General features: G+C 56.6%; 24 protein-coding genes. 12 read left to right on the plus strand and 12 right to left on the minus strand.

Features of this window, described 5'->3' with window-relative positions:
• Positions 1–7: 7 nt before the first annotated feature.
• The 5 genes from GG681_RS14250 to GG681_RS14270 all read right to left on the minus strand — a co-directional run bounded on the left by GG681_RS14250 (position 8) and on the right by GG681_RS14270 (position 5,931).
• Positions 8–1,255 (minus strand): Tm-1-like ATP-binding domain-containing protein, encoded by a 1,248-nt coding sequence (locus GG681_RS14250; RefSeq protein WP_153548699.1) that lies wholly within the window; start codon positions 1,253–1,255, stop codon positions 8–10.
• Positions 1,256–1,374: 119 nt separating this feature from the next.
• On the minus strand, positions 1,375–2,859 hold the full coding sequence (locus tag GG681_RS14255; protein ID WP_153548700.1) for an aldehyde dehydrogenase: 1,485 nt from the start codon (positions 2,857–2,859) through the stop codon (positions 1,375–1,377).
• Between the two features lie 6 nt (positions 2,860–2,865).
• Positions 2,866–4,398, minus strand: a complete 1,533-nt coding sequence (locus GG681_RS14260) for a tripartite tricarboxylate transporter permease (RefSeq protein WP_153548701.1) — start codon at positions 4,396–4,398, stop codon at positions 2,866–2,868.
• A gap of 9 nt (positions 4,399–4,407) precedes the next feature.
• The gene (locus GG681_RS14265; RefSeq protein WP_153548702.1) at positions 4,408–4,944 is read right to left on the minus strand and encodes a tripartite tricarboxylate transporter TctB family protein; all 537 of its coding nucleotides are present in this window, start codon (positions 4,942–4,944) and stop codon (positions 4,408–4,410) included.
• Positions 4,945–5,001: 57 nt separating this feature from the next.
• Entirely contained in the window at positions 5,002–5,931 is a 930-nt protein-coding gene (locus GG681_RS14270) for a tripartite tricarboxylate transporter substrate-binding protein (RefSeq protein ID WP_153548703.1), read from the minus strand.
• 109 nt (positions 5,932–6,040) lie between these two features.
• Between GG681_RS14270 and GG681_RS14275 the strand changes: the two genes are divergently transcribed.
• Both GG681_RS14275 and GG681_RS14280 read left to right on the plus strand, forming a co-directional pair.
• Complete coding sequence (locus tag GG681_RS14275) at positions 6,041–6,820, plus strand: IclR family transcriptional regulator (RefSeq protein WP_194287189.1); 780 nt, start codon at positions 6,041–6,043, stop codon at positions 6,818–6,820.
• Between the two features lie 33 nt (positions 6,821–6,853).
• On the plus strand, positions 6,854–8,206 hold the full coding sequence (locus GG681_RS14280; protein WP_153548705.1) for an aminotransferase class III-fold pyridoxal phosphate-dependent enzyme: 1,353 nt from the start codon (positions 6,854–6,856) through the stop codon (positions 8,204–8,206).
• Positions 8,207–8,273: 67 nt separating this feature from the next.
• Here GG681_RS14280 and hpaR read toward each other — a convergent pair whose 3' ends face one another.
• The gene (gene hpaR, locus GG681_RS14285; RefSeq protein WP_153548706.1) at positions 8,274–8,714 is read right to left on the minus strand and encodes a homoprotocatechuate degradation operon regulator HpaR; all 441 of its coding nucleotides are present in this window, start codon (positions 8,712–8,714) and stop codon (positions 8,274–8,276) included.
• 107 nt (positions 8,715–8,821) lie between these two features.
• Between hpaR and GG681_RS14290 the strand changes: the two genes are divergently transcribed.
• The 8 genes from GG681_RS14290 to GG681_RS14325 all read left to right on the plus strand — a co-directional run bounded on the left by GG681_RS14290 (position 8,822) and on the right by GG681_RS14325 (position 16,790).
• Positions 8,822–9,220: a 5-carboxymethyl-2-hydroxymuconate Delta-isomerase gene (locus GG681_RS14290; protein WP_153548707.1), complete on the plus strand. Its 399-nt coding sequence runs from the start codon at positions 8,822–8,824 to the stop codon at positions 9,218–9,220.
• A 3-nt stretch (positions 9,221–9,223) separates the two neighbouring features.
• Positions 9,224–10,735: a 5-carboxymethyl-2-hydroxymuconate semialdehyde dehydrogenase gene (hpaE, locus tag GG681_RS14295; RefSeq protein WP_153548708.1), complete on the plus strand. Its 1,512-nt coding sequence runs from the start codon at positions 9,224–9,226 to the stop codon at positions 10,733–10,735.
• 132 nt (positions 10,736–10,867) lie between these two features.
• Positions 10,868–11,851, plus strand: a complete 984-nt coding sequence (hpaD, locus tag GG681_RS14300) for a 3,4-dihydroxyphenylacetate 2,3-dioxygenase (RefSeq protein WP_153548709.1) — start codon at positions 10,868–10,870, stop codon at positions 11,849–11,851.
• Between the two features lie 82 nt (positions 11,852–11,933).
• A complete protein-coding gene (locus tag GG681_RS14305; RefSeq protein WP_153548710.1) occupies positions 11,934–13,331 on the plus strand; it encodes a pyridoxal phosphate-dependent decarboxylase family protein in 1,398 nt (465 codons plus the stop codon).
• On the plus strand, positions 13,328–14,179 hold the full coding sequence (locus GG681_RS14310) for a fumarylacetoacetate hydrolase family protein (RefSeq protein ID WP_153548711.1): 852 nt from the start codon (positions 13,328–13,330) through the stop codon (positions 14,177–14,179). The genes GG681_RS14305 and GG681_RS14310 overlap by 4 nt, the downstream gene beginning before the upstream one ends.
• Entirely contained in the window at positions 14,179–14,979 is an 801-nt protein-coding gene (gene hpaH / locus GG681_RS14315; protein ID WP_153548712.1) for a 2-oxo-hept-4-ene-1,7-dioate hydratase, read from the plus strand. Before GG681_RS14310 ends, hpaH begins: the two co-directional genes overlap by 1 nt.
• 12 nt (positions 14,980–14,991) lie before the next feature.
• The gene (locus tag GG681_RS14320; protein ID WP_153548713.1) at positions 14,992–16,059 is read left to right on the plus strand and encodes an aldolase/citrate lyase family protein; all 1,068 of its coding nucleotides are present in this window, start codon (positions 14,992–14,994) and stop codon (positions 16,057–16,059) included.
• Positions 16,059–16,790 (plus strand): metallophosphoesterase family protein, encoded by a 732-nt coding sequence (locus GG681_RS14325; RefSeq protein ID WP_153548714.1) that lies wholly within the window; start codon positions 16,059–16,061, stop codon positions 16,788–16,790. Before GG681_RS14320 ends, GG681_RS14325 begins: the two co-directional genes overlap by 1 nt.
• A 36-nt stretch (positions 16,791–16,826) precedes the next feature.
• Here the strand turns inward: GG681_RS14325 and GG681_RS14330 are convergent, their stop codons facing one another.
• From GG681_RS14330 to pcaF, 6 genes are read right to left on the minus strand one after another with little or no spacing between them, the layout of a single operon-like run.
• Positions 16,827–17,891, minus strand: a complete 1,065-nt coding sequence (locus GG681_RS14330; protein WP_153548715.1) for a 2Fe-2S iron-sulfur cluster-binding protein — start codon at positions 17,889–17,891, stop codon at positions 16,827–16,829.
• A 9-nt stretch (positions 17,892–17,900) separates the two neighbouring features.
• A complete protein-coding gene (gene paaD / locus GG681_RS14335) occupies positions 17,901–18,359 on the minus strand; it encodes a 1,2-phenylacetyl-CoA epoxidase subunit PaaD (RefSeq protein ID WP_153548794.1) in 459 nt (152 codons plus the stop codon).
• A complete protein-coding gene (gene paaC, locus GG681_RS14340) occupies positions 18,359–19,114 on the minus strand; it encodes a 1,2-phenylacetyl-CoA epoxidase subunit PaaC (protein WP_153548716.1) in 756 nt (251 codons plus the stop codon). The genes paaD and paaC overlap by 1 nt, the downstream gene beginning before the upstream one ends.
• Positions 19,114–19,407 carry a 1,2-phenylacetyl-CoA epoxidase subunit PaaB gene (gene paaB, locus GG681_RS14345; protein ID WP_153548717.1) on the minus strand — a complete coding sequence of 98 codons (294 nt, stop codon included), beginning with the start codon at positions 19,405–19,407 and terminating at the stop codon, positions 19,114–19,116. The genes paaC and paaB overlap by 1 nt, the downstream gene beginning before the upstream one ends.
• Complete coding sequence (gene paaA / locus GG681_RS14350; protein WP_153548718.1) at positions 19,404–20,381, minus strand: 1,2-phenylacetyl-CoA epoxidase subunit PaaA; 978 nt, start codon at positions 20,379–20,381, stop codon at positions 19,404–19,406. Before paaA ends, paaB begins: the two co-directional genes overlap by 4 nt.
• A 2-nt stretch (positions 20,382–20,383) precedes the next feature.
• Positions 20,384–21,589: a 3-oxoadipyl-CoA thiolase gene (gene pcaF / locus GG681_RS14355; RefSeq protein ID WP_153548719.1), complete on the minus strand. Its 1,206-nt coding sequence runs from the start codon at positions 21,587–21,589 to the stop codon at positions 20,384–20,386.
• An 852-nt stretch (positions 21,590–22,441) separates the two neighbouring features.
• On the opposite strand from pcaF, the gene GG681_RS14360 reads away from it, so the two are divergent.
• Together GG681_RS14360 and GG681_RS14365 are read left to right on the plus strand one after the other, a co-directional pair.
• Complete coding sequence (locus GG681_RS14360; protein ID WP_153548720.1) at positions 22,442–23,380, plus strand: substrate-binding domain-containing protein; 939 nt, start codon at positions 22,442–22,444, stop codon at positions 23,378–23,380.
• Between the two features lie 93 nt (positions 23,381–23,473).
• Positions 23,474–24,556, plus strand: coding sequence for an ABC transporter permease (locus tag GG681_RS14365; protein ID WP_153548721.1), 1,083 nt, complete (start codon positions 23,474–23,476; stop codon positions 24,554–24,556).
• The last annotated feature ends 4 nt before the right edge of the window (positions 24,557–24,560 follow it).

Consider the following 24,560-nt stretch of genomic DNA (forward strand, 5'->3'; position numbering starts at 1 on the left):
TTCGGCGCTATCTTTTTTGCGCATCCTGATTGATCAGCCCTTCGGCAACCCAGGTATCAAATTGTGCCAATACCGCATCACAAAACGCGCTGTCGTTGATGTGGGCGTCAATCTCAGTTGTGGGAATGCGCCCCGTCATCACCTTGCGGGCTTCGTCGACCATATCGGCAAGCGCCTGGGGATCATGGGTTTCGCCGCCTTCTGTGTCCCAGGCTTCGACCCCTTGCACCGGAAGGAAGAAATGCACAGGTCCCTGGGCATTTTCCAGTCGGTTGGCAAGTTCACGTACCCAGGCGCGGCGTTCTTCGCCACAAAAGACTGAGCTTTTGATCAACCGGTTGTGTTCGTGAAACGGGCGGTCGCTATATTGTTCTGGGATCTCCTGCCAGCCCGCAAAATCCAGCAGATCCAGCGCGCCCGGCGCAACCATTTGCGGGATGCCAGCAGCACCTGCGTTGCAGAGCCGATCCGCACCGCTTGAAACAACAGAACCTGCCAGCATATTGCCAAATTCCTGCATGCAGAAATCCATCACACAGACAAAGGCGCTCTCGGCGGCGAGTTTTTCAAAGGCCATGCCGCCCATGCCGGTGGAATGAAACACTGCGACCTCAAAACCACGCTCTTCCAGCGCCGGTTTCAGGATCTTCATGTAGCGCAGGCAGGATGTACCAAGGCTGGTCATCCCAATCAGTGGCTTGCTGCGATCCGGCGCAACCGCTGCTTTGGTGGCACCAACCACTGCGCCCGCTGCCTGGCTGAGCGACGAGCGGCAGATCGAGTTCATACCATAAAGCCCGCCGGCCCAAAGGATCATCTGAATATCAGGTGCCAGACGATGCGGCGGGATAAGCGGTGAAAAGCTGACGGTTGAAACGATGTATTTTGGCACCCCCATCGGCAAAGCCTGCGCGCAATCAAGCGCCAGATCAGTGCCCATAGTGCCGCCAGTGGCCAGCATCCCATCAAAGCGCCCTTGCGCATAGGCCTCAGCCACCACCTTTGCAGCCCCCGCCGACATCACGCGGAAGGCTTTGTTTTCATCACCTAGCGCGATCACTTCATCAATGGTCATGCCTTCGGCGGCGGCAACGTCGTGTTTGGAAATATCGGTGGGCTGTTTGGGATCGCCCAGAACCGAGACATCCATGCTCAGAACCTTCGCACCCTGAGCCCGTATAACATCTTCGATGAAGCGCATCTCTGGGTCCTTGGTGTCATAGGTCCCGATCAGCAGGATTGTTTTATCTGTCATGTTTTCCTCCCATGAAGATGCGCTATTGCAGATAGTGCGTCATCTGTTTGCGCGCGGTTTCTATGAACCGCTTGTTGCGGGCGTCAGATCCATCTTCGCGCCGTTGATTTGTTCCTCAATCAGAGCTTTATCCAAGCGGTTTTCAGATCGAGATATTTTTCAAACGCATGCAGGGATTTGTCGTGCCCATTGCCGGATTGGCGCACCCCACCCAACGGCACGGTCAGATCAGAGCCACCATAGGTGTTAACGTGAACAACACCCGCCCGGATGCCAGAGATCATTCGATGGGCACGGCCAAGATCAGAGGTCCAGACCCCAGCAGACAACCCGTACACACTGTCGTTGGCGAGGCGGATCGCCTCTTCTTCGTCTTTAAACGCGCTGACGGCCAGCACGGGGCCGAATACTTCGTTTTGAAACAGGCTGTCGCGTGGGCTGACGCCGCCCATCACCGTGGGCTCCATATAATAGCCGCCGCTTTGTTCCAGAATGCGATCGCCGCCGCTCAAACGTTCGGCGCCTTCTTCCTCGGCCTTGGCGACAAACGCGAGATTGGCCTCAAGTTCAGCCTGGGAATGAACCGCGCCGATCTGGCTATTCAGATCCAGCGGATCGCCCACCCGCATGGCCTGCGCATGTTGGACCAGTTCAGCGACAAAATCATCGTGAATGTCTTGCTGCACCAGTAGCCGCGATCCGGCGATGCAGATCTGGCCCGAATTGCGGAAGATTCCAGCGGCAGAGACTTTTGCCGCCTCAGCCAGATCGGGGGCATCGTTGAAGATGATATTGGGGGATTTTCCGCCCAGCTCAAGATAGCAGCGCTTCATGTTGGAGCGCGCGGAATATTCCAACAGTCGTCGCCCGGTTGCGCCCGAACCGGTGAACACCATGATGTCCACATCCATCGACAAGGCCAGGGTTTCGCCGACCACGCTGCCCGCACCGGTGACAACGTTCAACACGCCCTCCGGCAGCCCAGCTTCGGCGGCGAGTTCGGCCAGTTTGAGCAGGGTGAGAGAGGCGCTTTCAGCGGGCTTCAACACAACCGAATTGCCGGTGGCAAGCGCTGGAGCCAGTTTCCACGCGCCAATCATCAGCGGCATATTCCACGGCACAATTGCCCCAACAACACCCACCGGGGCATGGTGGATCAAGCCCAGCACGCTTTCGCCCGTGGGGGCAATCTGGCCATAGATCTTATCGATGGCTTCGGCGTAATAGCGGAAAGTGGCTGCCGCCGACATCGGCTCAGCCTTGATCGCCATGGTGATTTCGGTGCCGTTGTCGCGCACACCAAGCACAGCAAGCTCTAATGCGTGCTGTTCAATCAGATCCGCGAGTTTCAGCAGCACTTTCTTACGTTCAGCCGGGGCGCGGCGGGACCAGCGACCATCCTCAAAGGCAGCGCGTGCGGCGCTGATTGCGGCTTCCATATCAGCCGGGGTACCTTCGGCGATTTGCGTCAACACAGAGCCATCAATCGGAGAGATCACATCACGCTGGCCACCGTTTACAGCGGCAACCCAGCATCCATTGATGAAATGTGACCGCGGCGAGAGAACCTGCGCGCGCAGGGCGTCGATATCGGATTGTTTCATATCAAGTTAGCCTTGCTGGTTAGGATGTTCAGAATCGAGAGGTTGGATATTGGGCTCCGGCTTCAACTTGTTGCGGAACTCAAAATACAGCGTGCGGAAATGGAGCAGCAGGATCAGCGCAATCAGCCCGGCCAGAATGGCCGCGATCGGCCGGTCGACAAAATCAAGCGGGGTTTTGACCCGCGCCATGGCGCTGCGCAGTTTGACCTCCATGATGCCGCCGAGAACCATACCCAAAATGATGGGCACAATTGGCAGATCAAGCCGTTTCAAGATCAGGCCAAACACTCCAAAGCCAGCCGCGATGGCACAATCAGTGATCGAATTGCGCAGGCTATAGACGCCGACAAAGGCGAGAATCAGGATCATGATGCCAAGAAAACGGGTGGGAATCTGGATGATTTTCAGCAGCAGATTGGTCGAAAACAGCAGGAAAACCAACACGATGACATTCAAAAGGATCAACGCCATATAGAGCGCCATCACAAAATCCATCTGGTTTTCAAAAAGCTGCGGGCCGGGGATCACATTGTGGACGTAAAACACCGACAGCATCATCGCCGTAAGCGCTTCGCCGGGAATACCCAGCGCCAAAAGCGGGATCATCGCCGCCCCGGGCACAGCATTGTTTGCGGCCTCAGATGCCACCAGCCCCTCTGGTGAGCCTGCACCAAAGGCTTTGGGATCTTTGGATGTTTTCTGCGCGTAGGTGTACGACAGAAACTGGGACGTAAATTCTCCGGTGCCCGGCACCATGCCCATGATCACACCAATTGATGAAGACACGGCCGCCACGCGTTTCAGGCCCAGCAGCTCTTTGAGGCCCGCAAAAAGATTGCCGTTCACATGGGTGTCGCCGGGGGTGTGGTTCTTTTCCAGCAGCAATAAAAGCGCCTGACTGATGGCAAACAGCCCCAGCACAACCACAATCAGATCAAACCCCGAGGCCAGCCAGCTTTGATCAAAGGTGAAACGGCGGGTGTATTTGACCGGCTCCAGCCCTACCGTGTTGAGAAACATCCCAAATGCGGCCAGAGCCCCGGCAATAAAGATCTGACCGCGGTGGGCCAGCACCACCAGAACAATGCCTAAAAGCGCCGCTAGAAAGATCTCTCGGCTGCCAAAATGGGGCGCGATCAACGCCAGCACCGGAGACAGCACCATCAGGCAGATAATCGCAAACACCCCTCCAAAGAACGAAGCGGAATAGGCCAGCGAAAGGGCGCGGTGGCCTTCGCCGCGTTTGGTCATCGGAAAACCGTCATAGGTGGTCAGCGCATTGACCGCAGTGCCGGGGGTGTTGATCAGGATTGCAGGGATTGCACCGCCATACATTGACGAACCATAGATCCCCAACAGCAGTGTCAGCCCCACAATAGGTTCAAAGGCAAAGGTTGCAGGCAACAATATGGCAATGGCCACGGCAGCCCCGACACCGGGCAGGGCACCAATGATGACACCACCGATAGAGCCAATGAACAAAGCAACAATCACCTGCCATTGTGCCAGCATCGTAAGACCGGACAGAAGCGTTTCCATAACGAAACCTCAGAGATATGTCAGCGCAAAGGCGCGGATCGTGTCGGGCAAGTATTCATAGACTGCACCTGCTGGAATTTTGACCTGCAAAAAGGCGCGGAAAACCACGGTAACTGCCACGCCGAAACCCGCCGCGATGGCCAAGGTGCGGGGGCTGCGAAATCCGGTGCGCAGAGCCAAAAACAGGGCAAAAAGTACAGATGAGGGGAGATAGCCCAGCAGCGGCACGAGTTTTACATAGGCCATGAAATAGGCGATGTATTCCAGCGAGCGCAGCCACAAGCCCACTTCAGGCCAACGGCCGGGGATGCGATCTGACAAGGCAGAACTCAGCCAGTGTAGAAAGCCAAAAACCACCATCGCCCAGAGCGATACCATCGGCCAGAAGTTAGGTTGGGCGAACCATTTGGTGCGCTTGACCACCTTGGTTTGTTCCCCAAGCTGCAACAGCAGTACAAGCGCGAACAGCAGAAATACAAAGGCAAACACAACATCGCCGGGCCGACGATAGCGTTTGAACATATCCTGAAGTGTTTTTGCGATCATGATCCCCTCCCCATCGGTCTTTGGGCCGCGCAGGTTTCCACCCGGCCCAACACTGTTCTATTCGCCAATCAGCTCGCGGATAGCGGCGATGGTCTGGCCGTCTGCTTCGATCTGGGCTGTTGCCGCAGCAGCATCCTGCCAGTAGATCAGCACACCGGTTTCACCGATCAGGTTCTGCGCTTTGGGCGTTTGCAGTGCTTTCTGGGCCGCGGCGGCGATTTTTTCGCGGGCCTCAGTCGGGGTGTCTTTGTGCACGAACAGACCGTTCCACAGCGCAACATTCAGTTCCGGGTGCAGCTCGCTCACGGTTGGGGTGCCTGGGGTGAGGCCGATGCGCTGGTTGCCGATGCTGGCCAGAACATTGACCTTATCCATGCAGGGCAGGATCAGCTGCAGGGTGGAGTTGATCACATCAACATCACCAGAGGCGAGCGTGTTGCAATCCAGCGCGTCAAAAGCCGCTTCGCTGGCGAAATCAAAGCCTGAATTGATCGCAGCCGCAAAGGTCACCTGGGTGGGCGGCAGGAAGGATCCGAAATGGCCCAAGGCAACATCGTTTTCCTTGCTGTGGGCCGCCAGTTCATCCCAGGTTGAGAATGCGGCGGTTTTGCTGGCAGCAATCACAAACGGGTAGGTCATAAAGATGCCGATGGGCTCAAACGGGTTTGGGCTGAGCTCTGGTATGCCGATCTCCGGACCACTGACGGGCACATCGGTCACAAAAGAACCAATGGTGTAGCCATCCGCCGGGGACGAGGCCACATCAACCGCGCCAGGGAACGGACCGCCGCCGCCGCCGGGTTTGTTCACCACGGCGGCAGGAACGCCATACATCGCCTGAAACTCATCCGCGATGATCCGGGTTAACACGTCTTCCAGATCACCCGGAGGCCAGGGCACCACAAAAGTGACTGGTTTTTCGGGATATTCAGCCAGGGCAGCAGTTGCAGAGGCCACAAAAATGGCTGCTGTTAGGATTTTTTTCATTCACACCTCCCGTTGATTGGTTCATTAGTTGAACCTAGTTAACAATTAATATGTTGTTTTGTTAAGTTTGTTCTGTCAAGTATTACCTGACTGGAAGGAGATGAAACCGATGGGGACTGCATTGAATGCCCTCAAGATGCTCGACTACTTTTCCAACGCTCGCCCTGAAATTGGGCTGAGTCAGTTTGCGCGCCTGTCTGGCCTGAACAAAGCCACAGCCCTACGGCATCTGCGCGCGCTAGAGGAATTCGGACTGGTCGAACAAAACCCGATGACCAAATCCTACGCGATTGGTCCAGCGGCTTTGCGCCTTGCAGCGCTGCGCCAGATTGCCCGGCCAGGGATTGAGAGCGCACGCCAGAGGCTGCAGATCGCCATGCAGGACGTGGGCGAAAGCCTGCATCTTTCGCTGCTGGAACGGGGAGCGTTGCAAACGGCGCTGGTGGTGGAAACCAATCGCCACAGTGTGCGTGTCAGCCTGGATCCCAGTGAGGTTTTGCCAATTAATGCAACAGCTTCGGGCCTGTCGATCCTCAGCTTTGGCCCGCCGGTACTGCTGGAACGTATGGGCGAGGAAGAGCTGCCGCGCTTTACAGATGCGACGCTTGTTGACCCGGACGTAATCAAAGAACGCGTCGCTGCCACGCGTAAGGCAGGCTGGTCAAGCAGCAATGGCAGCTTTGAAGACGGCGTCTTTGGCTTTGCCGCTCCGATATTTGGCATTGATCAGGTGGCGTTTGGCACCATTGCGATTGCCGTGCCCGAAAGCCGCGCCGGCCGCGATCAGCAGCCCAAAATCCTGTCCACGCTACACGCGCTTGTAACCGATCTGACAGCCAGTTTTGGCGGACAGATCCCCGATGCATTCCCGTCTGAGTTTCTTCCTTAACCAGACGGCTACACCCCCCTGGAGGCCCGATACATGACCGATTCGAACTTTCTGAAAGAGAACAATGCGCGCTATTTCTGGCACCCGATGGCGCATCCTGCCGACAGTCAGAAGAACCCGCCGACCATCCTGCAAGGTGGAGAAGGGGTCAGCATTATCGATGTTGATGGTCACAAGACCATCGATGCGGTCGGAGGGTTGTGGAATGTCAATCTGGGCTATTCCTGTGAGCCGGTGAAGCAGGCGATCAGCGATCAGCTGAATGCGCTTCCGTATTATTCCACCTTCCGGGGCTCCAGCAATGATAAGGCAATTGAGCTGTCGTATGAACTGGCGCAGTTTTTTGAACCCGACGGGCTGACCCGCGCGTTTTACACATCGGGTGGCTCTGATTCCGTTGAGGTGGCGCTAAAGCTTGCGCGCCAGTATCACAAAATACGCGGCGAGGCGGGGCGCACCAAATTCATCAGCCTGAAACAAGGCTATCACGGCACCCATTTTGCGGCAGCGTCTGTGAACGGAAATCAGAAATTTCGCGCCGCCTATGAGCCGATGATGCCGGGCTGTTTCCACGTGCCTGCGCCCTGGACCTATCGCAACCCGTTTGATGAAACCGATCCTGAACGTCTGGCGCAGCTTTGTGTCAACGCGCTTGAGGCGGAGATCGCTTTTCAGGGGGCAAATACGGTCGCGGCCTTCATTATGGAGCCGGTGCTGGGGGCAGGCGGGGTGATCCCACCGCATAAGAGCTTTATGCCTATGGTGCGTGACCTCTGTTCAAAACATGGTATCTTGTTGATTTCCGATGAAATCATCACCGCCTTTGGCCGCACCGGTAGTGAAACCGGCGCACGTCATTGGGGGGTGCAGCCCGACATCATGACCACCGCAAAAGCCATCACCAACGGGTATTTTCCTTTTGGGGCGGCCATGATCTCAGGCGCAGTTGCAGAAGTGTTTGAAACAGACACAACCGGCAAAGCCTCAGTAGATCAGGGCTATACCTATTCAGGACATCCCGTTGGTGCGGCCGCGGCGCTGGCCGCGCTGGCGGAAACCAAACGCCTGCGGATCTGGGAAAACGCAGCAGTGCGTGGGGATGAGATGTTTGAGGGGCTGAAAAAACTGGCCGAAAAGCATGATGTGATTGGAGATGTGCGTGGCGGCGAAGGGCTGATGTGTGCGCTGGAGCTGGTATCAGACCGCGCAAGCAAGACCCCGGTTGCCAAACATCTGCCGATGCAGGTGCAAAAAGCGGCCTATGAAGATGGAGTTATGGTTCGGGTGTCCGGCAATAATATCATCCTGTCACCGCCGCTGGTGGTCACCTCTGGCGATGTGGCGAAAATTCTTTCGGCACTGGACACTGGCCTGTCCACATTGTGATCCTGCGCTGACCCCGTCACAATCGGCGGGGTCGCGCTCGGCTGTGCGGCCTGAGGTAGCTATCACCTCAGGCTTTGATCGCCTGAAGTTCTTCGAGCAGATCAAGCAGCTGATCCAGCTTTTCACGGCCCATTTGCTCTTCGATGTTTCTGGAAATTTCAAGCGACGTCGCCAGGTTGTTTTCCAAAACGGCACGTCCTGCATCAGTGATACGCACCATTGTACGGCGTTTGTCGTCTTTGTCACGACGACGGGTGACATGACCATCTGCTTCCATCGTGCGCAAAATACGGGTGAGGCTGGGCAAGAGCAGGCAGGCTTCATGGGCGATGGTGCTTTGCTCAACTTCACCCAGCTCGTCCAGAACCCGAAGCGTGCGCCACTTCTGTTCGGTGAGATGAATGTCCTGCAGCATGTCGCGAATTGGTGCCATGACGGTTTCCCGAGCACGCAATAGTGCAATCGGAAGGGATCTGGCGGTGCGTTTCGTATGGCTTTGACTTGTCATGCAGCCTTCTAGAGTGGCTGGATCAGAAATGCAAAGATTAACAAAGCAAGTTATTGACGCACGGCACGCGCAATGATAAACATGTTAACCAATGGAGGAGAGATCGCATGCCACATTTTCACATCGAATACTCCGGCAACCTGGAGGATGTGATCGACATGGGCGGCCTGTGTGAATGCATCAGGGCCACCGCAGCCGACATTGAGACATTCCCAACGGCAGGCATTCGTGTTCGGGCCACGCGGGTTGATCACTATGCGATCGCCGATGGCAAGCCGCACCATGGCTTTATCGATATCTTGGTACGGCTACGTGCAGGGCGCCCTGCTGACGTTAAAAAACAGGCCACCCAGTGCATTTTTGAAGCGGCGGAAGCCTTTCTCGCGCCCGCCTTCACGCATCATTCCCTCGCGCTCTCGCTTGAGATGCGTGACATCGACCCCGAGCTTTCGCCCAAGACCGGCACCATTCGTGACCACCTTGACGCGACACCGCAGGAGAGCTGAGCTATGAGCGCATTGGACGCAAATATCGAAAAACTGGCCGGTTTCCTGGCACGGTTCAAGGAAAGCGGCATCCCAAATCGCATCGCGGGTGAAGATGTCGCTGGATCGGCGGGTGTGTTTCAATCCACCTCTCCGGTAGATAAATCGATCATCTGCGACGTTGCGCATGGCAGCGCCGTGGATGTGGACGCAGCCGCCAAAGCCGCGCATGCAGCCTTTGCATCCTGGCGCGACACGCCCGCTGCAGAACGCCGCCGCATCCTGCTGAAGGTTGCAGATGCAATTGAGGCTCGCGCCGAAGAGATTGCGCTGTGTGAATGCTGGGACACCGGTCAAACCCTGCGGTTTATGTCAAAGGCTGCGCTGCGCGGGGCGGAAAATTTTCGCTACTTTGCCGATCAGGTGGTGCAAGCGCGCGATGGTCAGCATCTGAAATCACCCACGCTGATGAATGTCACCACCCGCGTGCCAATCGGCCCGGTTGGGGTGATCACGCCGTGGAACACGCCGTTTATGCTGTCGACCTGGAAAATCGCCCCGGCGTTGGCGGCGGGCTGTACCGTAGTGCATAAACCGGCCGAAGACAGCCCGCTTTCGGCGCGCCTCTTGGTCGAAATTGCCGAAGAAGCCGGCCTGCCCAAGGGCGTGTTGAACACGGTCAACGGCTTTGGTCCCGACGCGGGCAAGGCGCTGACTGAACACCCGCTGATCAAGGCAATTGCCTTTGTTGGAGAAAGCCGCACAGGGTCAACAATCACCAAACAGGGTGCGGATACGCTGAAACGGATGCATCTGGAGCTGGGTGGCAAAAACCCGGTCATCGTTTTTGACGATGCGGATCTGGAGCGTGCGCTCGATGCGGTGATCTTTATGATCTATTCGATCAACGGGGAACGCTGCACATCCTCTTCGCGTCTGTTGGTGCAAGACACCATCAAAGACAGATTTGAGGCCAAGCTGATTGAGCGGGTCAATAATATCAAAGTGGGACATCCGCTGGATCCGGCAACCGAAATCGGCCCGCTGGTCACCAAAGAACACTACAACAAAGTCACCAGTTACTTTGACATCGCTAAAGAAGAGGGCGCAACCGTTGCTGCCGGCGGTGAAACGCTGGGCGATGAGGGGTATTTCATCCGTCCAACCCTGTTTACCGATGCCAACAACCAGATGCGCATTGCACGTGAGGAAATTTTCGGCCCGGTGCTGACGTCGATCCCCTTCACCAGCGAAGAAGACGCGCTGGAAATGGCCAATGACACCCCCTACGGGCTGACAGGCTATGTCTGGACCAATGATTTGACACGGGCGCTGCGCTTTACCGACAAGCTTGAGGCCGGCATGATCTGGGTGAATTCAGAAAACGTGCGCCACCTGCCAACGCCCTTTGGTGGGGTCAAGGCCAGCGGTATCGGGCGTGACGGCGGTGACTGGTCGTTTGAGTTCTACATGGAGCAAAAACACATCGGTTTTGCCACCGGTCAGCATAAGATTATGCAGCTGGGCAAGCTCTAACGCCATTCATTGCCCTACGGTGCCCAGGATTGGGGTACTTAAGATCGCAAATGTAAGGGTGTGACCGGATATTTCCCTAGCTCGGTCACCAGCCAGACAAACGTTATTTTCCCGGTTTAACAGGAGCTTCCTATGCCCGTTCCCGCCCCAAATCTGTATCCGGATTTCAACACCATCCGATTGAGCCATGTCTGCCTGAACGTCAGTGATCTCGCCGCGTCCCGCAAGTTTTACACTGAAATTCTGGGTTTGCAGGTCTCAGATGAAAGCGAAAGCCACGTCTATCTGCGCGCGATGGAAGAGCGCGGCCACCATTGTGTGATTTTGCAGAAATCCGACCAACCCGGCTCCGTCGAAGTCATGGGGTTCAAGACCTTTGACGAAGAGGATCTGGACAGGGCAAAAACCTATTTTGAGTCCAAGGGCCGCCCAACGCAATGGGTTGATCGCCCCTATCAGGGCCGCACCCTGCTGACCTCTGACAATATGGGCATCCCGCTTGAATTTTATCACAAGATGGATCGGCTTGAGCCCATCCATCAAAAATATGCGCTCTATCGCGGGGTAAAACCGCTGCGCATTGACCACTTCAACTGTTTCTCCAGCAATGTGGATGACAGCGTTGCCTTTTACAGCGACTTTGGTTTCCGGGTCACCGAATACACCGAGGATGCAGAAAGCAAACGCCTCTGGGCGGCTTGGATGCACCGCAAAGGCGGCGTGCATGACATGGCCTTCACCAATGGCACGGGACCGCGCATGCACCATGTTGCCTTCTGGGTGCCGACACCGCTCAATATCATTGATCTGCTCGATCTGATGTCGACCACCGGCTATGTCGACAATATCGAGCGTGGCCCCGGCCGTCATGGGATCTCCAATGCTTTTTTCCTGTATGTGCTGGATCCCGATGGGCACCGGATCGAAATCTACTGCTCTGATTATCAGACCGTGGATCCGGATCTTGAGCCGATCAAATGGGATTTGAAAGATCCGCAGCGACAGACCCTTTGGGGCGCGGCGGCACCGCGCAGCTGGTTCGAACATGGCACACCATTTGTGGGCGTCGAGCTGAAAGATTCAGATCTTGCCGCAACCCCAATTGTCGCGCCGTAAGGATTGATCATGCTAGCGATAAACGATCTGCTCTACGGTGCAGATCGGTTCACGCTGGACTGAGGTTGAATAAGAGGTGCACATGAACTGGGACGAGTTTTCACACTGGGGCAAATCCATCTCGGATTGGGCTGCAGACTATCACAAAACACTGTCTGAGCGCCCGGTTCGTGCGCAAACCCAACCTGGTAACATCGCTGCGCAGCTGCCGGTATCACCGCCGGACGGTGGCGAAGCGATGGAAACCATCATGGGCGATTTCGAACGGATCGTGATGCCGGGCATGACCCATTGGCAGCATCCCCGTTTCTTTGCTTATTTCCCGGCCAATGCAGCCCCCCCTTCGATGCTGGCCGAGATGCTAGTCACCACAATCGCGGCGCAATGCATGCTCTGGCAGACCTCACCCGCGGCAACCGAAGTTGAAACGGTGATGATCGACTGGCTCCGACAGGCGCTGGATCTACCTGAAGGCTACTGCGGGGTTATCCAGGACAGCGCGTCGTCGGCGACCTTGTCGGCGGTGCTGACCATGCGCGAACGCGCCACTGGTTTCACCGGCAACCGCGAAGGCCTGGCGACCAAAGGCAATCTGCGCATTTACTGTTCCAATCAGGTGCACAGTTCAATTGATCGCGCCTGTTGGGTGACGGGCATTGGCCAGGACAATCTGGTTAAACTGCCAACAACCGGCCCGCGCCACGCCATTGATACCAAGGCGTTGCAGGCCGCGATTGTGGCAGATCGCGCCGCAGGTCACATCCCTGCGGGCATCATTGCCATCACTGGCGGCACTGGCATCGGGGCTTGTGATGATCTTGCCCCGGTGCTCAAGATTGCGCAGCAAGAAGACCTGTATACCCATCTGGATGCCGCCTGGGCCGGGTCTGCAATGATCTGCCCTGAATTTCAGCAAGATTTCTGGGCCGGTGTTGATGGCTATGACAGTATTGTCTTTAACCCGCATAAATGGATGGGCGCGCAGTTTGATTGTTCGGTTCAGTTCCTGCGTGATGCGGATCCGCAGCTCAACACCCTAAAAATCGAGCCTGAATACCTCAAAACGTCCGGCGCAGCGGTCACCAACTATTCGGAATGGACCATTCCGCTGGGGCGTCGCTTTCGCGCGCTCAAGATCTGGTTTTTGATCCGCGCCTATGGCCTGGATGGGCTGCGCAGCCGGATCCGCAACCACGTCACATGGGCCACTGAGGTCTGCGAAGCCATCCGCGCACTCGATGGATTTGAGATTGTTACCGAGCCGATCCTAAGCCTGTTTTCGTTCCGTTGCCCCGGAGACGACGACGCGCAACAGCGGCTGGTGGACGCCCTGAATGAAGATGGTCGGATCTATCTGACCCAAGGGACATTTGCAGGCCGCAAGATCATTCGTTTTCAGGTGGGCCAATTCGACACCACCCGCAAGGATGTGATGATGGCCGCAGATGTTATTCGCGACGTATGGAGTAAACTCGCATGAAATTTGCAACCTATACCGCCCAGAACACGCGCTTTTTTGGTGCCATCACCGACGCAGGCGCCATCGCGCTGAACCCGGCCTTTCCAGAGCACAACAGCCTCTATGAGGTGATCGCAGCGGGTGCGTTTGATCAGCTATCTGCCGCAGCATCTGGGCGTGCCGTGACCCATACGGAATTCAGCTATGATATGGTGATGCCCGATGCGCGCCGTATCCTGTGCGTTGGGGTGAATTTCCCGGATCGCAATGCGGAATATAAAGATGGCAGCGCCCAGCCCAAATATATGTCGCTGTTTCCCCGTTTCGCCAGCGGTTTCACCGGTCATGATCGCCCGCTGATCCGCCCACCAGAGAACCACACGCTCGACTATGAAGGGGAAGTGGCCATTGTCATCGGCAAGGCCGGGCGACGGATTTCGCAAGACAACGCCTATGATCACATCGCCGCGCTGACCCTGTGCAACGAAGGCACGATCCGGGATTGGGTGCGCCATGCGAAATTCAATGTGACCCAGGGGAAAAACTGGGATTGCTCGGGGGCGATTGGCCCCTGGCTTGTGCCCTTTACCGATGCGGCGCAGCTGGATGACGCCCGCATTCAGACCCATGTGAATGGGGAATTGCGTCAGGACGATACGCTTAATCGGATGATGTTTCCCATCCGCCGAGAGATTGAATATATCTCTACTTTCATGACCTTGCAGCCCGGCGACGTGATTGTAACCGGCACCCCAACGGGCGCGGGTGCCCGCTTTGATCCGCCCAAATACCTGACCCCCGGCGATGTGGTTGAAGTCTCTGTCGACGGCATCGGCACATTGCGCAACACGGTAGAGGACGAAACGTGATGACCCCCGATGAGCACAACCGCGCCGCCGCCGATCTGCTGGCGGCGGAACGCAAACGCGAACAGATCGGACTGCTCAGCCTGCGCCATCCGGATATCGGCATGGATGACGCCTATGAGGTGCAAAATGCCATCTACCGCCAAAAGCTTGCGCAAGGGCGCAAGGTGGTCGGCTGGAAGATTGGGCTGACCTCAAAAGCGATGCAATATGCGCTCAACATTGATATTCCAGACAGCGGGATCCTGTTTGATGATATGGTGTTTGAACATGGTGCCACCGTACCTGCGGGCCGCTTTATCCAGCCCCGGATCGAGGCCGAGATCGCCTTTGTGATGAAATCCGCAGTTGCTGGTGCAAACATCACCCGCAACGATATCATTGCCGCCACTGATTTTGTTGCCCCCTCTATCGAAATCCTTGATACGCGCATCCAGCGGATCGACCCTGAAACCGGCAAGGCGCGCACCGTGTTTGACACCATCTGCGACAATGCAGCCAACGCCGGTGTGGTACTGGGGCAGGCGCGCCATCCGATAGATGCATTTGATCTGCGCTGGGTTGGGGCCATGGCCTTTCGCAATGGCGAGATTGAGGAAACCGGCCTTGGGGCGGGGGTTTTGAATGATCCGGTTGAAAGCGTGGTCTGGCTGGCCCGGCGCATGGCGCAATATGGCCAAAGCATTGAACCCGGGCAGATTATCCTGTCAGGTAGCTTTATTCGCCCGATCGAATGCCCCCCAGGCACTGAGATCCACGCAGATTTTGGCCCGTTTGGGCACGTTGACATAAGTTTCGCCTAAAGGAGCCATCAGATGCCCGCGCCCCACAACACCTTTAAAGCCGCGCTCAAGGCCGGGCATCCGCAGATCGGGTGCTGGGTTGGTCTGGCCAATGCCTATACGGCGGAAATCGCCGCCACCGCCCAGTTTGACTGGCTGTTGGTGGATGGCGAACATGCGCCCAATGATCTGCGCTCGATCCTCGAACAGGTGCGCGTCATCGAAGGATCCGGCAGCACCCCTATGGCGCGCCTGCCGATTGGGGAAACCTGGATGATCAAACAGTTCCTCGACGCCGGGGTGCAGAACCTGCTTGTCCCTATGGTTGAAACTGCGGATCAGGCGCGCGATCTTGTGCGCGCGGTGCAATATCCGCCACATGGGGTGCGCGGTGTGGGGTCTGCTTTGGCGCGCGCTTCGCAATTTTCGGCAATTCCGGACTATTTGCAGACTGCAGATGATCAGATCTGCCTGCTGGTTCAGGTCGAAAACCGGGCTGGCATGGAAGCCTTGGATGACATCCTGAAAACCGATGTGGATGGTGTCTTTATTGGCCCCGCCGATCTGGCCGCTGATATGGGGCATATCGGCAAAACCGATCACCCCGAAGTGGTTGCAGCTGTGCTTGATGCAATAGAACGCATCGTGGCCGCAGGCAAAGCTGCGGGCATCCTGACGTTGGATCCCGATATGCAGCGCAAATGTCTGGATCTGGGTGCAACCTTTGTCGCCACCAATATCGATGTGACACTGTTTGCAGGTGCGATGCGCGCCGCAGCCAATGCAGGCATCAGCCTGTTGCCGGATCAATCTGTATCGGGTGTTGCACATACTGCACATGCAAGCAAATACCTGCAGCAGCTGTGCAAACACTGGTCGCACAAGGGCGGAGTTTCGTTTGACGAAACCCGGGGCAATGTCACATTTCCAACCGGTAATCGTGTTGAACTTGTCGCGCATGAAGATCGGCTGTCTCTTGAGGCTGCAACCGGGCCCCGTGGCGATCTCGCGCACTGGCAAGACGTGATTGACGCACATCTGTGCCGCTTTGCCTTTCGCGAAGAGCTCACCATTAACTGGTCCAACCCAACGCAGTCCTAATGTCGGATCCTATTTACGCCATCGGTGATATTCACGGCCAGCTCCCCAAGCTGCAAGAAGTACTGGCGCGCATTGAAAAAGACGGCGGGGCTGACGCCAAGGTCGTCTTTCTGGGCGACTACACTGATCGCGGCGCCTACAGCCGTGAGGTCCTGGATCTGTTGCAATCGGGCCAGGCCGAAGGGCGCAACTGGATCTGTCTGCGTGGCAATCACGATCAGATGTGCGCGATGTTTCTAGAGGAATACCCCCGCAATGATGCGCGCCTGCTGCTAGGATACCACTGGCTGCACCCTCGTATTGGCGGCATTGAAACGCTGAAATCTTATGGCGTTGACGTGGACGAAGGCGCGCGTGTGTACCAGGTACACGCGCGCGCCAAAGCCGCGGTGCCGCAGGCTCATATTGATTTTTTACAAACGCTCAAACCTTATCATCAGGACGGCGAGCTGCTGTTTGTTCACGCAGGCATCAAGCCCGGTGTGACCCTCGCCCAGCAAGACCCGGATGACATGATCTGGATCCGCGAAGCGTTTTTAGATGATCCGCGCCCACATCCCTGGCTGGTGGTACACGGGCACACACATGTGTGCACGCCCGAACACCACGGCAACCGGATCAATCTAGACACCGGTGCCGGGTATGATCACGATCTGACCGCAGCCGTGTTTGAAGGCCGAAACTGCTGGATTCTGGGCCCAAACGGCCGCAGCCCGTTAGCTGCGACCTAGTTTCGCGACCCATCTAGATTTTGAACCCGCGCGTGATCAGTGCTGATCGTAATCCACCACCACTTTGTCGCTCAGCGCATAGGACTGACACGACAGCACAAAGCCGCGTTCAACTTCATAATCTTCCAACGCATGGTTGGCGAGCATTTCAACTTCGCCCTCCAGCACCTTACATTTGCAGGTCGAACACACCCCTGCCTTGCAGGCGTATGGTGCATCCAGCGCATTTTCGAGCGCAGTATCGAGCACCGAAGTCTGCGGGTCCATCTCCAACTCATGCGGGGTGCCATCAATCAGCACCCGCAGCTGTGACTTGGCTTGATCTGCCCCGACCTGCTGGCGACGCTGTTTGAGCTGCCCCACCTGAGCTGAGGCAAAGAGTTCAAACTTGATCTGTTCTTTTGCCAGACCGTGATCTTCCAGTGCAGCAGCAATTGCCAGCATCATCGGCTCTGGGCCGCAGATAAAGGCAGTATCCACCTGCTCCACATCGATCCAATGTTCAAAAAGCCCGGCGCATTTTTCCGCATCAATGCGGCCACGGAACAGTTCAATGTCTTCGGCACCGCTTTCGAGCACATGCACCACATTCAAACGCCCCATAAAGCGGTTCTTCAGATCTTCCAGCTCTTCGCGGAACATGATCGTGTTGACGCCGCGATTGGCATAAACCAGCGTGAATTGCGACAAGGGCTCCTGTTGCAGCACCGATTTCAGGATCGACAGCACCGGGGTGATGCCGGAACCGCCAGCAAAGCCAAGATACTGTTTCTGCTGGGTTTCAACAATTGGCGTGTGAAAGGTGCCCATGGGCTCCATCACCTCAAGCTCCATGCCGATTTCCAGCTCATCATTGGCCCAGGTGGAAAAAGCACCACCTGCAACCTTTTTGATGCCCACCTGCAGCTGGCCTTCATGTGGTGCCGAGCAGATCGAATAAGAGCGGCGCAGTTCGGTGCCGTCGAAATCACGGCGAAAGGTCAGATACTGACCGGGGATGAACTCAAAGCCCATATCTTTGGGCGGCGTAAGGCTGACCACCACCGCATCGCGGATGGTTTTGCGCACATCGCTCACGGTGAGTTTATGAAAGCGAGCCATGGGATCTCCTCAGATGCATTTGAAATAGTCAAACGGTTCAAGGCAGCTGTTGCAGCGCCACTGTGCTTTGCAAGGTGTTGAGCCAAACTGGCTGATCCGTTTAAGATCTGTACTGGCGCAGCGCGGGCATTCTTTTGGCCCACCTGCAGCGGTTGGCGGCGCGATGCCGTATTGGTGCAGTTTCTCTCGGGCACTGTCGCGCATCCAGTCAGTGGACCAAGCCGGAGCAATGCGCACTTTGATTGCCAGATCCTCAATACCGTGATCACGCAGCGCCTGTTCGATATCCATCGAAATGACGGATGTCGCCGGGCAACCACTGTAGGTGGGCGTCACAACCACCTGCAGCTGCGCACCTTCCCAGCTGAGGTCGCGAACAATGCCAAGCTCGACCACTGATACAACCGGGATTTCCGGGTCGGGCACATCCTCAAGCCATTGCCAGATTTCGCTGGTGGCGGGCTGCATCACCACTCAGCTCCCGGATAGGCGCGCTGCATCCACTGCATCTGCGCCAGCAGATGACCAAGATGTTCAGAATGGCGAAAGCCGCTTTTGCCACCGCTATGGGCAAAATTACCCTCGGGCCGTTTCAACGTTGCGCGCGCCAACACATCGGCCACCGCCAGATCATAGGCGTCGCGCAAACTGTCGGGACGCGGTGCAATTGCCGCTTCTGCCATGGCCTGATCCACATCATCGCTGGCAAAGAGTTCACCAACATAGGGCCAGGCCCAATCAAGCGCCGCCTGCATCCGGTCATGGCTTTCAGCGCTGCCATCACCAAGCGCCACCACAACTTCAGCAGAGCGTTCCAGATGATAGGTCACTTCTTTTACGGCCTTGGCGGCAATGTCAGCAACCTGTTGATTTGAACTGTCACACAGCGCCTGCAACTGCAGCAGATGGAACTGATCAAACAGATATTGGCGCATCATGGTGCGGCCAAAATCCCCATTGGGCTGTTCCACCAACAACGCATTGCGGAAATCCCAGGCGTCGCGCAGCATGGCCAGATCATCAGCACTGCGACCCGCGCCTTCGGCCTCGGCGGCGAGGCCCAGCCACATCTGGGTCTGACCAATCAGATCGAGCGCAATGTTTGCCAGCGCAATATCTTCTTCCAACGCCGGTCCGTGACCACACCATTCGCTGATGCGGTGGCCAAGGATCAGCGTATTGTCACCCATGCGGCAGAGAAATTCGAACAGACTTCCTGACATCACATCGCCCCAACTTCATCGGGGATGTCGAAAAATGTCGGGTGGCGGTAAACCTTGCTTTGCGAGGGTTCATACAGCGGCCCTTTTTGCGAGGGCGACGAGGCCGTAATTTCAGCCGCAGGCACCACCCAGATGCTGACGCCTTCGTTGCGGCGGGTATAGACATCGCGGGCATTCAGGATGGCCATTTCAGCATCCGATGCGTGCAGGCTGCCCACATGACGGTGTGACAAGCCGTGCTGACCACGGATAAACACCTCCCACAGAGGCCATTCATTGGCTGGCGTGCTCATTGTGCTGCTACCTTTGCTTGCTGTTTTTTGCGCCCGTGGGCCAAAAGCCCTTCGCGCACCCAGGCGTTGTCATCCCAGGCTTTGTTGCGGGCCTCTAGGCGATCCACATTGCAGGGGCCATTGCCCTGAATAACGTCGAAAAACTCGCTCCAGTCCGGTTCTGAGAAATCATAGTGACCACGCTCTTCGTTCCAGCGCAGGTTCTCATCGGGCACAGTGAGGCCCAGATACTCGGCCTGTGGCACGGTCTGGTCTACGAACTTCTGACGCAGCTCGTCATTGGTGTTCATCTTGATTTTCCACGCCATCGACTGCGCCGAATGCACGCTGTCCTTGTCGCTGGGGCCAAACATCATCAGCGAAGGATACCACATCCGATTGAGCGCATCCTGCGCCATACGTTTCTGCGCAGGCGTGCCCTGGGCCATTTTCATCATCACGGCATAGCCCTGACGCTGGTGAAAACTTTCTTCTTTGCAGATACGCACCATGGCGCGGGCGTAGGGCCCATAAGACGTGCGTTGCAGCGGCACCTGATTCATGATGGCTGCGCCATCCACCAGCCAGCCCACAGCCCCCATATCGGCCCATGTAAGCGTGGGATAGTTGAAGATGGAGCTGTATTTCATCCGCCCATCCAGCAACATTTCCGTCAGTTCATCACGGCTGACACCCAGCGTTTCAGCGGCGCAATAAAGATAAAGCCCATGCCCGGCCTCGTCTTGTACTTTGGCCAGCAGGATCGCCTTGCGCTCCAATGTGGGCGCACGAGTGATCCAGTTGCCTTCGGGCAGCTGACCAACGATTTCGGAATGGGCGTGCTGGCCGATCTGGCGGATCAGCGTTTTGCGGTAGCCTTCGGGCATCCAGTCCTTAGGCTCGATCTTTTCATCCGCATCAATGCGAGCCTGAAAAGCCGCCAGCTGCGCGGGATCATCCTGCGTGGCCTCTGATTTTACCATCTGGGCATACATGTTCAGACCCTTTCAACAACTAGTGCAACGCCTTGGCCAACGCCCACACACATGGTGCACAGCGCATAGCGCCCGCCGCTGCGGTGCAGCTGGTTCACGGCCGTCAGCACAAGACGCGCACCTGACATGCCTAGCGGATGCCCCAGCGCGATTGCGCCGCCATTTGGATTGACCCGCGCATCATCATCAGCAACGCCAAGCTCGCGCAGAGTGGCAAGACCCTGGGCCGCAAAGGCTTCATTGAGTTCAATCACATCCATCTGATCAATGCTCAGCCCCAGCCGTTTCAACAGCTTCTGGCTGGCCGGAACCGGGCCAATACCCATGATTCGCGGTGCAACACCGGCGCTGGCCATGCCAAGAATACGTGCCTTGGGCGTCAGGTTGTGGGCCTTGAGGCCCGCTTCGCTCGCCAACAAAAGTGCCGCCGCGCCATCATTGATGCCACTGGCATTGCCTGCGGTCACGCGACCGTCAGGCGTTACCACGCCTTTGAGGCTTGCAAGCTTTTCAAGCGATACACCAGGGCGCGGGTGTTCATCGTCGCGCACCTCCAGCGTCGCACCGCGTGGCTGGGGCACTGTGACGGGCGCGATCTCATCGGCAAAGACGCCCGCTTCATGCGCCGCCTGCCAGCGGATTTGTGAGCGCTGCGCGAAACGGTCCTGATCTTCGCGGCTCACGTTGTAATCCATGGCGACGTTTTCGCCAGTTTCCGGCATGGAATCGCTGCCGTATTGCGCCTTGAGCGCCGGGTTCACAAAACGCCAACCGATGGTGGTGTCATAGATTTCCACTTTGCGTGACAAGGCTTTATCCGATTTCCCCATCACAAAGGGCGCGCGGCTCATGCTTTCAACGCCGCCGGCGATCGCCAGATCATATTCTCCGGCCTTGATCGCGCGCGACACCATGCCAACCGCATCCAGACCCGAAGCACAAAGCCGGTTGACGGTAATGCCGGGCACGCCCTCGGGCAGCCCCGCCAAAAGAGCGGCCATACGCGCCACGTTGCGATTGTCTTCGCCCGCCTGATTGGAATCGCCCAAAATGACTTCATCAACGGCGCGCCAGTCCACCTGGGGCAGGCGTTCCATCAGCGCCGCAATCGGGGCAGCCGCCAAATCATCTGCACGCAAGGCAGCAAGTGCGCCGCCGTAGCGGCCAATGGGGGTGCGCACCCCGTCACAAATGTAGCTGTCGAGCATAGCGAATCCCTTCCCAAATTAGCCGACCGTTGGGTCGAATAAACAGTGCAAGGTCGTTTCGATCAACCAATAAGTAACACAAATTACGCCACGTATAAATATGTAACATATCAGGCCAGAGCACCTTATAGAGCGCGAGGCACGTTGCTTTGCCGTTGCGACGCAGGAAAACAATCGTTCTGACGCTTCAACGCGTAGATGCACGCCTACCCAAGGAAAATTACATAAGACAGATTATTGGCTTCTGCCTGCCGATATAGTATTCTGACAAACATAACGAATACACGACCGGCAGCGCAGCATCGCGACCTATCCGTAAGGGTAAAGCCATACCATTGCTTCGCTCCGGGCAAAGACGCTACATTCCAATAGGCATTCACTGAAGGCAGCCTCACCGACTTGCCTGCCTAGGAATAAAAACTGTGCTGCCTGACAACCTGGCAGACCAGTCGAAGACAAATTCAGGCTCACGCCATAGAGGCCGGATTGAAAATCCTGGCGTCAAAGGCCCTGGGTCACAGCTTTTTCAAAAAGACGCACTCCACTCACCGGCGGGTCGGATACCCGTATGATCAAGGTGATTTTGGATCTTAGCGTACCGCCAGATGCCATGAACGCTCCAAACGACGCGTTCGGCAAAGATGAAATATGGCACGAAACAATTTATGCAACCGGTTGCAATATGATTTCAGATGCGTCAATATCCTGTGGTGACTCGACGAGAGCTGGGAGGAATCGGCACCGGGATGGGTAACATCCAAGGGCTGAGGTAAACATCTCGTTGGGAACGAACCGGCAAGCGCATTGCCACTCAAACACAGCGTGACACCAACACGCATTCTGGGAGGAATTATGAAAAAGCTTCTGATGACCGCGGGGATCTCCGCGTTACTGGCGACCACAGCAATGGCGGAAACCATCGGCGTTTCCGTAGCACGCTTTGACGACAACGGCCTGACCATCATGCGCAATGGCATGACTGAGCATGCGGATGGCCTCGCAGGCGTTGATCTGATCATGGAAGATGCGCAAGACGACGTGGCGCGCCAGCTCGACCAGATCAACAACTTTATCGCCACCGGCGTGGATGCGATCATCGTCAACGCGGTCGACACCAATGCAACCGCGGCGATGTCGCAGGCAGCAGCCTCTGCAGGTGTGCCACTGGTCTATGTGAACCGTCAGCCGGTCAATATGGACACGCTGCCCGAAGGACAGGCCTTTGTGGCATCCAATGAGGTCGAATCCGGCACTCTGGCGGCCTTCCGCATGTGTCAGGATCTGCGCGCACAGGGCAAATCCGGCGGTGCCAAAGCCTATATGCTGATGGGCCAGCTCTCCAATCAGGCTGCGGTGCAACGCTCCAAGGACTTCCATGACGTGATCGGCATGGATATGTGTAACTTCATCGAACTCATCGACGAGCAGACGGCGGAATGGTCCCGTGACAAGGCGCAGGATTTGATGACCAACTGGATCTCTTCCGGTGAACCTTTTGACGCGGTCTTTGGCAACAATGACGAAATGGCCATTGGTGCCATTCAAGCGATGAAAGCATCAGGCATTTCGATGGATGATGTTGTGGTTGGCGGCGTTGACGCAACCCCAGACGCGCTGGTTGCGATGCAGGCCGGTGAAATGGACGTCACCGTGTTCCAGGATCTAGCCGGTCAGGGCGCAGGCTCCATCGACACTGCATTGAAACTTGCTCAGGGTGAAGACGTCAACAAAACCGTCTTTATCCCCTTCAAACTGGTAACTCCGGAAAACGTTTCCGAGTTCCTGAACTAATCCAACCCATTCTAGATTTGGGCGGCGCACTCGCGTCGCCCTGTCTCACGCATCTGTTGCGTGACCCTTTTGACGTGGCAGGGAGTGCTATAAATGGCCAATTCGGCACATGGCATCGGCGGGCTCAAGTATGACGCGAAGAAACGCGCTTGGCCCAATGAGCTGAACATCTTTTTTGCTTTGATCGCTATCATTGCGACCTTTGAAGTATTGGGGCAGGCTTTGCCCTATATGAACGATCAAAGCTTTCTGTTTGACACCCGTGATCGCTTTGACTCGATCTTCAATGAAGCGCGTCTGCGCATCATCATCCTACAGGTGTCAATCATCGGTATTATTGCCCTGGGCGTGACCCAGGTGATCATCTCTGGCGGTATCGACCTCTCCTCGGGGCCGCTGGTGGGCGCAACCGCGATGATCGTGATGTCATTTGCCCAGACAGAGCTGGTCAATGGCAACCCCAACCCCAAAGCCGTGTTTGGCACCTGGGCGTTTGATCTGCCGGTGCTGGCACCGGTGGTTGTTGGCCTGGCCTTTGGAGCCTTTATCGGCGCAATCAATGGCAGCCTGATCGCCTTTACCCGCATTCCGCCTTTTATTGCCACTTTGGGCATGTTCCTGATCTGCCGCGGCATTGCTCAGGCCTGGACCCGTGGTAAACCCGTATCCTTCCCAACCGACTCCTTTGCCGCGCTTGGCAAGGGGATGATGCCGGTCTACTGGTTCATCGGTCTGGCGATCCTGTGCCATTTCATCCTGAAATACACACTCTATGGCAAACACACCTATGCGGTTGGATCCAACGAAGACGCCGCCCGCATGTCAGGGATCAATGTGCGCCGCCATAAGATCTTCGTCTATATGATTGCCTCGATGCTGGCTGCCTTTGCCGCTATTATCCTGAGCTCGAAAAACCTGACCGCACAGTCCGGCATGGGCATCTTCTATGAGCTTTATGCCATCGCCATGGCCGTAATCGGCGGCGTCAGCCTCACCGGTGGGCGTGGTTCCATCATCGGCACCGTGCTTGGCGCGATGGTCTTTGGTGTGATCCAGTCAGGCTTCACCTATATCAAACTCGACGCCTTTTATCAGCTGATGGCCATGGGTGGCATCATCATCAGCGCGGTGGTTCTGGACAAAATGCGCCAGGATCGCTCTGGCGGAAGGAGCTAAGCAG

The sequence above is a fragment of the Tritonibacter aquimaris genome (genome assembly GCF_009617595.1).
In the GTDB taxonomy this organism is placed as follows: Bacteria; Pseudomonadota; Alphaproteobacteria; order Rhodobacterales; family Rhodobacteraceae; genus Epibacterium; species Epibacterium aquimaris.